Source organism: Agarivorans sp. Z349TD_8 (assembly GCF_050870825.2).
Taxonomy (GTDB): Bacteria; Pseudomonadota; Gammaproteobacteria; order Enterobacterales; family Celerinatantimonadaceae; genus Agarivorans.
This window is the reverse complement of record NZ_CP194037.2, coordinates 1,843,784-1,857,397: the sequence shown is the minus strand read 5'-3', so window position 1 is coordinate 1,857,397 and position 13,614 is coordinate 1,843,784. Positions and strand designations below refer to the sequence as shown.

Annotated in this window: 15 protein-coding genes; all 15 read right to left on the bottom strand. The window is 45.4% G+C overall.

Annotated features, from left to right (window positions below):
* Positions 1-12 precede the first annotated feature (12 nt).
* The 15 genes from flhB to fliE all read right to left on the bottom strand — a co-directional run bounded on the left by flhB (position 13) and on the right by fliE (position 13,544).
* On the bottom strand, positions 13-1,140 hold the full coding sequence (gene flhB, locus ACRRS1_RS08440) for a flagellar biosynthesis protein FlhB (RefSeq protein WP_432453611.1): 1,128 nt from the start codon (positions 1,138-1,140) through the stop codon (positions 13-15).
* Positions 1,141-1,159: 19 nt separating this feature from the next.
* The gene (gene fliR, locus ACRRS1_RS08435; RefSeq protein WP_432453612.1) at positions 1,160-1,939 is read right to left on the bottom strand and encodes a flagellar biosynthetic protein FliR; all 780 of its coding nucleotides are present in this window, start codon (positions 1,937-1,939) and stop codon (positions 1,160-1,162) included.
* Positions 1,939-2,208 carry a flagellar biosynthesis protein FliQ gene (fliQ, locus tag ACRRS1_RS08430; RefSeq protein WP_432453613.1) on the bottom strand — a complete coding sequence of 90 codons (270 nt, stop codon included), beginning with the start codon at positions 2,206-2,208 and terminating at the stop codon, positions 1,939-1,941. The genes fliR and fliQ overlap by 1 nt, the downstream gene beginning before the upstream one ends.
* Positions 2,209-2,230: 22 nt before the next feature.
* The gene (gene fliP, locus ACRRS1_RS08425; RefSeq protein ID WP_432453614.1) at positions 2,231-2,977 is read right to left on the bottom strand and encodes a flagellar type III secretion system pore protein FliP; all 747 of its coding nucleotides are present in this window, start codon (positions 2,975-2,977) and stop codon (positions 2,231-2,233) included.
* A complete protein-coding gene (gene fliO, locus ACRRS1_RS08420) occupies positions 2,967-3,374 on the bottom strand; it encodes a flagellar biosynthetic protein FliO (RefSeq protein WP_432453615.1) in 408 nt (135 codons plus the stop codon). The genes fliP and fliO overlap by 11 nt, the downstream gene beginning before the upstream one ends.
* Complete coding sequence (gene fliN / locus ACRRS1_RS08415; protein ID WP_432453616.1) at positions 3,374-3,745, bottom strand: flagellar motor switch protein FliN; 372 nt, start codon at positions 3,743-3,745, stop codon at positions 3,374-3,376. Before fliN ends, fliO begins: the two co-directional genes overlap by 1 nt.
* A gap of 18 nt (positions 3,746-3,763) precedes the next feature.
* Positions 3,764-4,792: a flagellar motor switch protein FliM gene (gene fliM, locus ACRRS1_RS08410; protein WP_432453617.1), complete on the bottom strand. Its 1,029-nt coding sequence runs from the start codon at positions 4,790-4,792 to the stop codon at positions 3,764-3,766.
* A gap of 9 nt (positions 4,793-4,801) precedes the next feature.
* The gene (fliL, locus tag ACRRS1_RS08405; RefSeq protein WP_432453618.1) at positions 4,802-5,311 is read right to left on the bottom strand and encodes a flagellar basal body-associated protein FliL; all 510 of its coding nucleotides are present in this window, start codon (positions 5,309-5,311) and stop codon (positions 4,802-4,804) included.
* An 84-nt stretch (positions 5,312-5,395) separates the two neighbouring features.
* Positions 5,396-7,546, bottom strand: coding sequence for a flagellar hook-length control protein FliK (locus ACRRS1_RS08400; protein WP_432468023.1), 2,151 nt, complete (start codon positions 7,544-7,546; stop codon positions 5,396-5,398).
* Positions 7,547-7,666: 120 nt separating this feature from the next.
* The gene (gene fliJ, locus ACRRS1_RS08395; RefSeq protein ID WP_432453620.1) at positions 7,667-8,107 is read right to left on the bottom strand and encodes a flagellar export protein FliJ; all 441 of its coding nucleotides are present in this window, start codon (positions 8,105-8,107) and stop codon (positions 7,667-7,669) included.
* Between the two features lie 29 nt (positions 8,108-8,136).
* Positions 8,137-9,486, bottom strand: a complete 1,350-nt coding sequence (gene fliI / locus ACRRS1_RS08390) for a flagellar protein export ATPase FliI (protein ID WP_432459115.1) — start codon at positions 9,484-9,486, stop codon at positions 8,137-8,139.
* Positions 9,461-10,429 carry a flagellar assembly protein FliH gene (locus ACRRS1_RS08385; RefSeq protein ID WP_432468024.1) on the bottom strand — a complete coding sequence of 323 codons (969 nt, stop codon included), beginning with the start codon at positions 10,427-10,429 and terminating at the stop codon, positions 9,461-9,463. The genes fliI and ACRRS1_RS08385 overlap by 26 nt, the downstream gene beginning before the upstream one ends.
* Positions 10,430-10,432: 3 nt before the next feature.
* The gene (gene fliG, locus ACRRS1_RS08380; RefSeq protein ID WP_432453623.1) at positions 10,433-11,473 is read right to left on the bottom strand and encodes a flagellar motor switch protein FliG; all 1,041 of its coding nucleotides are present in this window, start codon (positions 11,471-11,473) and stop codon (positions 10,433-10,435) included.
* Positions 11,463-13,157, bottom strand: coding sequence for a flagellar basal-body MS-ring/collar protein FliF (gene fliF / locus ACRRS1_RS08375; RefSeq protein ID WP_432468025.1), 1,695 nt, complete (start codon positions 13,155-13,157; stop codon positions 11,463-11,465). Before fliF ends, fliG begins: the two co-directional genes overlap by 11 nt.
* A 42-nt stretch (positions 13,158-13,199) precedes the next feature.
* Positions 13,200-13,544, bottom strand: a complete 345-nt coding sequence (gene fliE / locus ACRRS1_RS08370; RefSeq protein ID WP_432453625.1) for a flagellar hook-basal body complex protein FliE — start codon at positions 13,542-13,544, stop codon at positions 13,200-13,202.
* Positions 13,545-13,614 lie beyond the last annotated feature (70 nt).

Genomic DNA, 13,614 nt, shown 5'->3' with positions numbered 1-13,614 from the left:
ATAGAATTGAACTTAGTATCGCAATTCGTCGGGGATAGGTAAATCATCAGCCACAGGTTTAGGTCGTTGTCCTCGGCCTTTACGATACTGTTCCAACTGGAACACAAAGGCTAATACTTGAGCCACTGCGACATATAGCCCATCAGGAATATCCTGACCGAGCTTCGTGGTATGGTACAGAGAACGCGTTAAGGCTGGCGCTTCTAAAATAGGGACTTCGTAATGACGAGCGATCTCTCTGATTTTCATCGCCACCTCATCCACACCCTTAGCCACCACTTTCGGCGCCCCACCCGCCTTGCTGTCATACTGAAGCGCAACCGAAAAATGAGTCGGGTTGGTGACAACCACATCCGCTTGCGGCACATCTGCCATCATACGACGAGCAGCCATTTCCATTTGCAAACGACGGATCCGCCCCTTAACTTCAGGGCTTCCTTCCATATTTTTGTGCTCGTCTTTCACTTCCTGCTTAGACATTTTGAGCTGGTTATTGTGATTCCATATCTGGTAAGGGACATCAATGATAACAATAATAATTAAACTACAAACCAGCGCTAACAACATCCATTGCAACATATCTAAAGCATTGACAATAGAGCCCGGAATTGACTGTAGGCTTAAAGACAAGATATCGGCAAATTTCCAGCGTAATACAATCCAAACAACACCAGCTATCACTATCACTTTGGCAACACTTTTAACAAACTCTACCAAAGCTTGTACGCCAACCATTCTTTTAAACCCTTGCAAGGGAGATAACTTATTCGCCTTGGGCATCGCAGCTTCCCAGCTAAACGATATACCACCTAATAAGGTATTTCCGAGCAGGGCTGCCAAAGCAATAAACCCCATGATCCACAACATCGGCTTAAACAACAGCCAAGCAATCGAGCCAATATTTTTAAACAATAGGTGAACATCGAATACTTGCTCACGACTCAGAGTAAAAGCAACTTCAAAGACTTTCACCATTGACTCGGCTAGCATGCCACCAAAAGCCATAATTGCGATTGCAGCCGTAATCAAAACTGCCGCAGTACCCAACTCCTTAGAGCGAGCAATTTGCCCCTTGTTACGAGCTTCATCAAGCTTTTTCGCCGTGGGTTCTTCGGTACGTTCTTGATCATCATCAGCCATCGTATCTTAGCCTTATTGGTCAACAACCAATACGAAGCATGGTACATGCCATGCTTCGGCCTACCTCCCACTGTCGTTGAAAATGAGCCAGGAAGCCACCAATGGTTAACCATAAAATAAATAAACCAAATAGCATGCTTACCGCAAAGCCAATACTAAAAATATTCAACTGCGGCGCAGCCCGAGTCATGATGCCAAAAGAGAAGTTGATCAACAACATTGCCACAACTGAAGAAATCGACAAGGCTAAAGCTGCAAGAAATAGTTGCGAATACCAGCCGGCCAGTTGCTGATAATCGATACTACTTAAACCATGCATACCGATCGGCAGCGTTTCGAAACTCATCGCAATTAAGCTAATTAACTGTAAATGACCGTCAATCGCCAAAAACAATAACGTTGCCAGCAATAGATAAAACTGTCCCACTACCGGAGTGCTCTGACCATTATTGGGGTCAACCATAGAAGCAAAACCCAAACTGGTTTGCATCGCAATAATTTGTCCGCCCACGACAAACGTTTGCATCAGTAATTGAGAAATAAAACCTATCGCGACCCCAATTAATATTTGCTGCAATACCACAATAAAAGATTGTAACGAGAATAACTCTATACCTTGCACATCGGGTAATACTGGTACCAAAGCAAAAGTAATCGCTAAAGCCAACAATATCCGGACTCGAGTTGGGACCGTCTTTCCGCCAAAACTGGCTAGCACCATCAACATCGCCGCAATACGCGTAAAGGCCCATAAATATTGTCCAATCCAAGCCATGATCAACTCGGCAGAAAATTCCATCAGCCAACAACCTGCGGGATCATATCAACCATGGTAAAAAATAATTCCATGAGCTTTTCTGTAAACCAATGACCCGCAAACATCAGCGATGCCAAAGTAACCAGTAAGCGAGGCAGAAAACTTAAGGTTTGTTCATTAATGGAGGTTGCCGCTTGAAAAATAGAGACCACTAAACCAACTAATAAGCTAGGGATAATCGCCGCTGAAACCAAAATAACCACCTGCCCAAGTGCCATCCGGAATACATCAACAAAGACTTCTGGTTGCATTACCTTACTCCTTGCTTATCTATCACACACCAAAGCTATTGGCGAGAGTGCCCATCACTAAGCTCCAACCGTCCACTAATACAAACAACATTAACTTAAAAGGCAAGGATACAATCATCGGCGATAACATCATCATTCCCATCGCCATCAAAATACTAGCGACAACCAAATCAATCACCAAAAAAGGAATAAATAACATAAAGCCAATTTGAAAAGCGGTTTTCAGTTCTGAAGTAATAAAGGCTGGTATAAGCACCGTCATCGGAACTTCTTCAGGAGAGCCGACTTCAATTTTTGAGATCCGGATAAAAGTATCTAAATCAGTCAAACGCGTTTGCGCCAACATAAACTCTTTCAGCGGCTGCTTGGCCTGCTCAAAAGCTTCGGTTGAACTTAGCTGCTCATTGAGATAGGGCTGTACCGCGTTCTCATTCACCTTATCAATCACGGGTGACATAATGAAAAAAGTCAAAAATAGCGCAATGCCAATGATGACTTGATTCGACGGGCTTTGCTGCAACCCCATGGCTTGACGTAAGATAGACATCACCACGACGATACGGGTGAAAGAGGTCATCATAATCACCAAAGCTGGCAAAAATGACAATGCAGTCATTAAGGCTAAAACTTGTAGTGTGACTGAATACTCTTGCCCGCCATCGGGACTGGTCGTCATAGTAATCGCTGGCAGGATCCCATTCTGGGCGTAACTGGGTAAGCTAAAAACTAAACCAATACCCAAAAGCCATAACAGCCACTTACTTTTCATTTTTAAATAACATTCCTTGCAGCTGTTTTGCGAAGTTTCCGTTGGCAGAATTATTCTTGACCTCTAGAGGTTGTTCTAATTTATCCAACAGGTTAATTGATTGTGCAGTTACCCCTAACAGATATTGTTGCTGGCCAATCTCCACGACCATTACTCGCTCTCGTGTTCCCAGAGCCAAATTTGCGACAACCTTCGCTTGACCGCCAGCAAATTGACTCAAACGGGTTTTCTTTAAAACCCAAGCACAAACAAAAATAGTCACCAAGACCAAAGCAAAAGACATCAGCCAAGAGACCAATTCCACCTGACTGTTAGAGGTACTTGCCGTCGTCTGCTCTGCATATACAGGTAATACCATGCTACAAGCCAATAAATAAGCTAATTTGCGCAATTGCATCACTTGAGCTTTTTAATCCGTTCGGTTTGGCTAATCACATCGGTGAGACGGATACCAAACTTATCATTTACCACCACCACTTCGCCATGTGCGATTAAAGTACCATTCACTAATACATCGAGGGGTTCGCCTGCCACCCTATCCAGCTCAACCACCGAGCCTTGGTTAAGTTGTAACAAATTACGAATACTAATATTACTACGACCAACTTCCATGGAAATCGTGACCGGAATATCCATGATTGAATCGAGTTTACGTTGTTCTTCCTCTGAGATAGGCTTAGATTCATCGACAAACTCTTCTAACGGAGCTGGCTCTGCTTCGGCCATTGCTGCTGCCCACTCATCAGCCATATCATCTTGATCACTCATTGTTTTTCCTCATTTATCTCAATCATCGCTAGTAAGTCGACGGCTGCTACTGACGACCAATTCCAAATCACTCTTCACAGTGTCCGGACGTTTTAATTGAGTTTCAATTTTCAGTGCCATTTTCTCGTTGCTTTGGCCAATTTTGACTCGGTAACTTGGTAAGTCTTCTACAAATAACATTGCGGTTTCGGGCATCACGACCGGAATAACATCCCCCACTTTTAAATGCATCAACTGTCGTAAAGTGACATCGGTCTCTAATAACTTGGTGTGTAAACCAACCGGAACATCCATTATTTCGTCTCTAAGCGCCGAACTCCAGCGTTGATCGGTATCTTGTTTGTCACTTTGCACACCCGCGTCGAGTAGTTCACGAATCGGTTCCAACATCGAGTATGGCATGGCAATATGAAAATCTCCGCCACCGCCATCTAACTCAATATGAAATGAACTGACAACGATCACTTCGGTAGGGCTAACAATATTGGCCATCGCTGGATTCACTTCAGAATCCAGATAATCAAAGCCCACATCCATAACTGGCGCCCAAGCTTCAACATAATCTTCAAAAATTAACTTCAGCAGCATCTGGATGATGCGGCGCTCGGTGGGTGTAAATTCTCGACCTTCAATTTTGGCATGATAACGGCCATCACCGCCAAAAAAGTTTTCCACTAAAATAAACACCAAGCGAGCTTCCATGGTGATCAAGGCCGTCCCCTTCAATGGACGGAAACGAACCATATTCAAACTCGTAGGAACAAACAAGGTATGGACGTATTCACCAAACTTAATCATTTGTACGCCATTAATCGACACCTCTGCGGTGCGGCGCATCATGTTAAATAAACTAATCCGCATATGTCGAGCAAAGCGTTCATTCACCAACTCAAGCGTTGGCATCCGACCACGCACAATCCTATCTTGGGAAGAGAAGTCAAACTCAACCACACTGCCAGACATTTCTGGCTCAATAATGTCCTCTTCTATGTCATCGACACCATGTAACAGCGCATCAATTTCGTCTTGGCTTAATAAATCGCTCACGGTATTCCTTTATTGCATCACAAAACCGGTGAAGAGAATTTTCTCAACCACTACTTTACCAGTAATTTCTTTTAATGCTTTTTGTGTTTCAACGAGCGAATTCTCTCGCAAAGCATCTTTCCCTTGTTGCGTCGACAAATCGTCAACCGACGCGGAACTAAACACATTCAACAAGGTGCCTTCAATCAATGGGATATGTAGCTTCGCTAACTCTTCGTTGACCGTGCCTCTCACTAATAACTGCACCTTGATCTGTACCAAACGGTCCCGACTATCGCCGACAATATTAAATACAAATGGCCGAGGCATACCAACATATAAGGCACTATGGGTAACGCTCGACGTGGCTTCTTCTGAAGGCGTGGCTGCAGCTGGTGCTTCATCCCCACCGCCGCTCATTAACAGAAAGCCAACCACACCTCCGATCACCAATACGGCAACAATGGCAACAATGATGATTAGCTTCTTCTTACTCCCTGAGCCCTCTTCCTCTACTTTTAGTTCTGTTTCTTCAGCCATTTATGCTTCCATGAATTAATAACTAAAACTGATTTGATTATTACATAGTTAGGATGGACGACAACAGCCTTAGCAGCAAATAAACTATGCGTAGAAGTCGATTCCGTCACGACTTGATTGATTTATCTGCGAACTGTCTAGCTCTTGTTCAACACCGCCCTCAATACCGCGACGCAGACTCTCTGTCCCACCACCCGCTAAAGATTGACCTTGGCCTTGATTAGAAGAACTCCCTTGATGCTGCTGATTGACCGAACTTTGACCAAGCTCTATGCCTTGTTGTTGAAGCATTTCACGCAACCGAGGCATGGTTTGCTCTAAGGCTTCTCGTGCTTGCGGGTTTTGCACCTGAATATGTACCGATACTTGTTGCTCATGATTCATTTGCAAGCGCACATGCATACTACCTAGCTCTGCAGGATCTAAACGGATTTCAGCTTTATGCATGCCTTGGCTTAGCATATATTGCACGCGTTGATTTAATTCTGCAGGCGCTTGATATTGACTAGGATTTAAACGTTGATTCATCAGCCCATTTTTGTCATTGAGTTGATTCGCTTGTTGAGCTTGCTTCAGGCTTATCTCGCCATTTTGCTCAGTTCGATTAACGGACTCTGCTCCAGAGACACCATTAAAGTGATGATTCGTCTGCTGTGCTCTAGCCGATTCAGTTAAGCCAAGTTGAGCTGCCGTATGCTGTTGAGCCTGCCCTTGTTGTTGATGATCATCACTATGCTTACCTTCGCTCGTGGCACGCCCATCTGCAAACGCTGAACTTGCGAACTTATCAGCTTGGGCACCTGATTCAGCAGTCCCACTTTGAGTTTTATTCGCTGATTCTGCAACTTGACTAAAGCTCTGAACTTTTGCATCGACAACCCGATGTGGTGTTGGCTGCTGTTGCTCAGGCGTGATTTCTTTCGCTTGGCTAAGATTGGCGTTTAATTTAGTGTCGTTAGTCGTCCCACTCTGCTGCGCCGCAACCACTGTATCACCGCTAGACGTTGAGGTTTGATTCACAGAGCGGCGTTCGCCGCTTGTTGCGACAGCATTCAAATTCGACTCGACTTTTGAAGTCACAGTCGCAGCTTGCTGACCAGGATCGGCTTTCACCGTATCCGAACCTGCCGACTTATCAGCAATGCTGTTGGCTTGGGCAGATTGAGCTGATTGAGACTTGGCTAACTCGGCTTGTTCAAGCTTACTATTCTGCGCCTTAGTTATATCGGTTTGTTCAAGCCTACCAGTCGCATGAGTTGACTGATTTTTTGCTAACTCAACTTGCTCGAGCTTACCATGCCCACTGAGTGGCGTTGATTGGGCATTAACTGATTGTTTATCATCAGTTTTGTTCTCTGGCGGTGTACCACTGCTTGATACTTCAGCCTTGCTCAAATCACTCGCTACTTTTTGCTGAGGACGATCGCTGGCCTGAGTAGTTACATCCTTAGCCGCAGCATCATCAACGACCGTGCTGACGGCTTGTTTGGGAACACTAGAGCCCTCGGTGACATTTTGTTTTTCCAGCTGAGTTGGAGTTCCATTACTGAGTTTCGTGTTTGCAGTTTCAACACTTTCACTGTCAACTTGATCCGATGATTGCGACTTACTCGAAGCCGTCACTTCTGCCAACGAGCTATCCTTAGTTAGCATCGCGATGAGATCGCTGTCGGGATCGGTCTCATCAGAGTCCGCTGCTGTTTTATCCTCAGTTACTTTTTCGTCGAGGTTCAACAATTCTTCACTGTCAAAGCTAGCCTTTGCATGAGCTTCAACGGCGCTGTTCGAGTCTTCAAGAGAAAGGTCCACGTCATCAGTTTCGATATCGAGCGGCAGATCCCTGCCGCTTGCCTTCACATCGGTATCCTCTTTCTCAGATAAAGTGGTTAAATCCGTAAGTTTAGCTGTCGACTGAGGCTCTTCAGATTCAGCCTCTCCTTCCACAGCACCAGTCTGATTTAAATCAACTACAACTTGTTTTGCGTCAGTCAACTGTTTCAGTAAATCTGAAGGGCTTTGCGACTCAAGCGATGACTGAGAGGCATTCTGCTCGGTTTGCGGTTTAACAAACTGCTCTTTAACTAAAGAACCAAGGGCATTTTCAGCCTTAGGTAAGTTATCCAACTCACTAACCATTTTTGCAAACTCGCCAGCTCCAGCAGAAGGGCTTAGCGAAGCGCTGCTTAAGGCCGAGAATTGATTAGCCCCGGCGGTATCTGTTAACAATAATTCCATATTGTTGCTTACCCTTAAAAATTATCTTTATTTACCATGCGAGCAAAGAAACACAGAGTCTCCATCGAGCAAAGCGGCAAAGCGATAGCACATATAAGTATTAGGCAAAAAATACGCCAATTATGCTTGACCACGTAAATGGGCATATAAAGCATATTCATCAAGCAACTTTTGCTCTTCGCGCATTTGCTGCTGTTGTTTCAATTTCAGCTGTTTATCAATCAGCAACTCCATCGCCTTTCTTTTAGCCTGCAGATCCAACCATTGCTTGCGTTTCAACATCACATTTTTTTTAATTTGTTCAATGCTCTTACCTTGTTGAACACTCGCCTGTTCCAACTTTTGAATAAACAATTGATATTGATGGAAACTATCGGCGTGCAAACCATCAACTCCCTTCGCTAAAGCTTGCTCAAGATAAGAACGACGGTATTGCTGTAAGTGCGCCAGTTGAGTCTCAAATTCATTGAGTTGTTGTTGAGCTTGAGCCATTTCAGTCGCCGCATCTTGCTCTTGTTCCTGCAAACGCTCAACCATTAAATATAACGCTCGCCTCGCCATGGTACTCTCCTAGTCGGTTCTATTGGTAGCTAGTTGAGCGGACCTTGGGCGTTGATGTTAGCCATTTGCATGGTACGCTGCATCCGCGTCAGACTTTCGTCATAAGCTACAACTTCTTTCATTTCTTGTTGCAAGAACTGATCCAAATGAGGCTTCATGGCAATGGCTAAATCAATTCGTTTATCGGCGCCTCGCTGATAGGCACCAATTGCGATAAGATCTTGATTTTGTTGGTAAGAAGAATTTAAGGACTTCAATTGGCGGGCCAATAATTGATGGTTATCACTGGTCACGGCTGGCATAACGCGACTAATCGATTTTTCTATATCGACCGCAGGATAGTGGCCAGCATCGGCGAGTTCACGCGACAAAACGATATGGCCATCTAAAATAGCACGGGCGGCATCAGCAATAGGATCTTGTAAGTCGTCCCCTTCGGTGAGTACCGTGAAAAATGCAGTAATCGACCCTTGGCCTTCCCCGCCATTACCTGCCCGCTCCACCAAACGTGGCAACTTGGCAAATACCGAAGGCGGATAGCCCTTGGTCGCTGGCGGCTCGCCAATGGCCAAAGCAATTTCGCGCTGCGCTTGAGCATAACGAGTCAATGAATCCATTAACAGTAAAACATTCAAACCCTGATCTCGAAAATACTCAGCAATAGTTAAGGTTGTATCACAGCCCTTCAATCGCATTAACGGCGAAGCATCGGCAGGGGCGGCGATGACAACCGCGCGTTGACGCCCTTCCTCTCCCAAGATTTCATCGATAAACTCTTTCACTTCTCGACCACGTTCACCAATCAAACCCACCACGACAACATCGGCCGTGGTGCCTCGAGTCATCATGCCCATCAAGACACTTTTACCGACCCCCGATCCGGCAAACAATCCCATTCGTTGACCCTGCCCCACGGTAAGCACCGCGTTTATTGAACGCACACCGACATCAAGTGGTTGCTTAATTGGCTTTCGTGCCATGGGATTTAAACGGACTGAACTTAAATTATCCACTTGCTTGCAATGAATTTCGCCTAAACCGTCGAGGGGTTTACCTACCCCGTCGATCACCCGACCTAATAGCTCCATACCAACCGGAATACCATGGTGTTCATGTAAAGGGATCACCCGAGCCCCTGGTAATACACCGGTTAACTGCTCACTAGGCATAAGAAATAGTTTATCGCCAGAAAAACCAACCACCTCGGCTTCTAAAAATCCATCTAAGGTCTCGACTGCACATAAAGATCCGAGCGGAGCACGGCAGCCAATGGCTTCAAGAGTCAGCCCCACCACACGAGTTAACTTACCCGCCACTGTTGGGTTATTGCGCACGTGGCTTGTTTGATAACGTTTAAGCCGTTGGATCAGAGTCATCATCTTGACCATTTTGACGAATAAATGAGCGTAAGCTCTGCTGAATCACTTCACTCATCTCTACAGTCACCGAAGATAAGTCATTTTCAATCAGGCAATCACCTTGAGTAAGGCTACCATCAGTCAATAGCTGCCAACCTTTCTTCTGTTGGGTTTCGGGAGGAAAGACCTGCTCAACAATAGCTAAATCTAGAGGGTGAAGGTGGATTTGAATACTCTGCTGTTGTAACGGTAAAGCGGCCACTGCTTGTTTCACTGTTTTAACAATAATCTCAGGGTTTGTCTGCAATTCCACTTGAACGATTTCTGCCGCTAACTTCATCGCAAGATCAACTATTTGTTGCTCAACCTCCGCATCTATTTGCGCCTTTGGCTGATGTAACTGCCCCACCAAACCAGCCCAATGGGCACTTAATTCATCGATCTGTTGTTGGCCTTCAGTTAAGCCTTGGCTTAAACCTTGTTGTTGTCCGGCCTCAAGCCCCTTTGCAAGCCCTTCTTCATGGCCACTAAGTAAACCGGCCTCATGGCCCGCCAATTTGCCTTCAGCAAAACCTTCATCGTAAGCCGATTGGCGAAGCGCTTCTAACTCTTCGATGGTCATCGGCTCGAACTGAATTTCAGGCTCTACTTCTGGTTCTGGCTGATCAACCCAAGACGGCTTAACACCATATGCGTTACTCGATTGCCCATGCTGGCGGTGCTCTGCGTCTGAAAAATTGGGCAAAGGCCAGACGATATCGTCAGGCTCAGGGCCGACGGAAGTATCTGCCAGAACATCATCAATCATCGCCTGTGATTCTTGGTCGGCAACTTCAACTGGTGAACCTTGAGTCTCAGCCAATAAAGCCGCAATCTCGTCATCATCCATAGATGATTGGCTGGCGTCTTGTTTTACTTCAGAGTCATGCTCGTCTGTTGATTCACTTTTATCTTGTTCTGTCATCGATTATAGGAACTCATCACCACCGCCACCACCAATCATAATTTCGCCAGCTTCGGATAAGCGGCGAGCAATACCAAGGATTTCTTTCTGCGCGGTTTCAACTTCACTGACTTTAATTGGGCCCATCGCTTCCAAATCATCTTTTAGCATTTCAGCGGCACGTTTCGACATGTTATTAAAGATTTTCTCTTTCAGCCCATCATCGGCACCTTTCAATGCTTTTTGTAGTAACTCACCAGGAACATCACGCAGCAAGGTTTGAATACCACGATCGTCGATATCGACCAAGTTCTCGAAAACAAACATCAGATCTTGTATTTGCTGCGCCATCTCTTCGTCGCTGTCGCGGATCGAATCCATGAGCATGCCTTCCATGTTGGTATCGAGGAAGTTCATAATATTGGCTGCCGCCTTCAAGCCGCCCATTTTGGCCGCTTGAGCTCCAGCTTGCCCTGCAAACTGTTTTTCCATGATTTCGTTTAATTCGGTTAAGGCAGCGGGTTGAACTTCTTCCAAGTTGGCAATCCGCATCATTAAATCAAGCCGTACTTTCTCGGCAAATTGCGACATAATCTCAGCCGACTGCTCAGCTTCAAGATAAGAGAGAACAATGGTTTGAATTTGTGGGTGTTCATTTTGAATGATATTCGCCACTTGACGCGCATCCATCCATTTCAGAGAGTCCAAGCCCTTAGCACCACTGCCCATAATAATTTGGTCAACCAGACTGGAGGCGCGATCTTCACCTAAGGCTGCTGTAAGCGCCTTACGTACAAAGTCTTGACTGCCAATTCCAATATTGGTGTATTTCTGAATGTCGTCGATAAATAAACGATGCACCGCAACCACTCGCTCATGGGAAAAATCCTCGAGCGATGCCATTGCCATCCCCAAACGTTGTACTTGTTTGGGTTCTAAATGGCGGAATATGGTCGCTGCGTCATCTTCATTTAAACTCAGCATCAGAATCGCGGCTCGCTCAATGCCGCTCATTCCTTCCAGAACGACTTCTGGATCCATATCATTTTCATTTTCATTTGGCATCGTTAATTACCCAGTCTTTGATTACCATCGCGGCTAAGTCAGGTTCATTCGCGACCAAGGCTCGCACCGCTTTTAACATGTCTTCATCTTTATGTAGGTCCGGTAGTTTAAGCTGTCCATCACGGATCCCAAAATCTGTTTCGGTATTGTCGGCCGAAATCAATTGTAAATCATCATCATTTTCATAAGCTGCAAGTGCCGCATCTAAATCAGTTTCAGCATGCTCACTCTCTTCACCGCTAGAAAGAATACGATTTAACATCGGACGAACCACGGCCACAATCAATACAATCAGAACTAATACACTGCCCGCAATCCGCATTGCGCGCCAAAACCATGCCTGCTCCCATAACGGCAAGTCAGCTTCGCTTAATATTTCAGGTCGAGTAAATGGTACGCTCACAACCTCGAGTGTATCACCACGGCTTAAATTGAAACCCACGCCACCTTGCAACAAACGGCGAATGCTAGCGAGCTGTTCTGCAGAACGTGGCTCACGTGTCGTTTCACCACTGTCAGAAACTTGACTATTATAGTCCAATGCCACCGAAACACTCACTCGCCTCACCACCCCCACTTGAGAACGGGTATGACTAATTGTTGTATCCAGTTCATAGTTACGCGTGGCCTCTTTGTGACTACTTCCAGACTGAGTTTGTGCATTTGCGCCACCTGCTTGTTCTGGGATCTGTGCAGCGACTGGTGGTTGATTGGTTAAGGCTCCAGGGATCCCTATCGCGCCAGCACCAACATTACTATTTTCAACCGTGAATTCACTACGAACTGCCGGTAAATCGGGGTTATAGCGCTTCTGCGTTTGCTCTACAGCAGTGAAGTCTAAGGTCACATCAACTTCAGCTGTATAATTACCTAAGCCTACAACGGGGATCAAAATAGCGTCAATCTTGTTTTTATATTCAGATTCTCGCTTACGCTCCATTTCAAATTCTTTACGAGTACGCGAAGATAACGGATCTTGACTGCCAGAATTTAACAAACGGCCATTATGATCGGTCACCGTCACTCGGCTTGGAATAAGACCCTGTACCGCTGAGGCGACAATATCAACAATCGAATCGATTTCTTCTTGCACCAGACCATTATTATTACGCAGGCTGAGAACCACGGTGGCAGAAGGTTTTTGCTCCTGACGGGCAAATACATTACTTTTGGGAATGGCCAATAGAACTTGAGCTTTATTCACCGACTTCATTTGTTCAATGGCTGTCGCCAACTGACGTTCGCGACTCAGTTTTAAACGCTCGCCTTCTAAACGCTGACTGACACCAAAGCCCATATCATTGAGCAGAATTTGCTCTCCAGCTGGCGCAGCCTCACTCAACCCTGAGCGACGAAGTTTTAACTTAATATCTTGGTATTGTTCAGCATTGACTAATACCGAGTTACCTTCAATGGTATAAGGTATTTTTGCCTGATCGAGAAAATCAAGGGTCTCAACCAGTTCATTGGTGGTCATGGTCCCCAGTGGTCGCATCTCTGGTTCTTTCGCCCACATCAGCAAAAACACCGCCATTGCCAAACATATTGCGAGGGCCAAAATCATAATAATTTGGCGCAGAACATCACCGTTACTCAAAAATGATAGTGCAGAACTCTGTTGTTCCGTTGCTTCTAAATTATCACTATCGCTATCGGAGCCTAGTAGTGCTTGTTCTTGACTCATTGCGTTACTCCCTTCGCTCGCCACAATATACTCCTAGTCCCATTAAACGGGCATAGACATAATTTGTTTGTAAGCATCAACTAATTTATTTCTCACCTGCACCGTTGCGTCGAAAGCAATACTGGATTTTTGACTAGCAATCATCACATCACCAATACCAACGTTACGATCGCCTAAATCGAAACGGGTTCGTAAATCATTGGCATTCGACTGTAAGCCATTCACATTATTAATGGCGTCACTTAATAAACTGCCAAAGTCACTATTAACTTTTGAGAGGCCTAGCGGTGCGTTAGCTTGATTTATATCCTGAGCAATACCGCCAGTTTTCATTTCACCGGCCATTGATTGGAGTTCGCTAAATAGATTTGCTGACTCAACTCTCATGATTTCCCTCTCCCGCCAGATTAATGGCATTTATCGTTGTTACTCAAGGGAAAGCAAAAGGCGAGCCAAG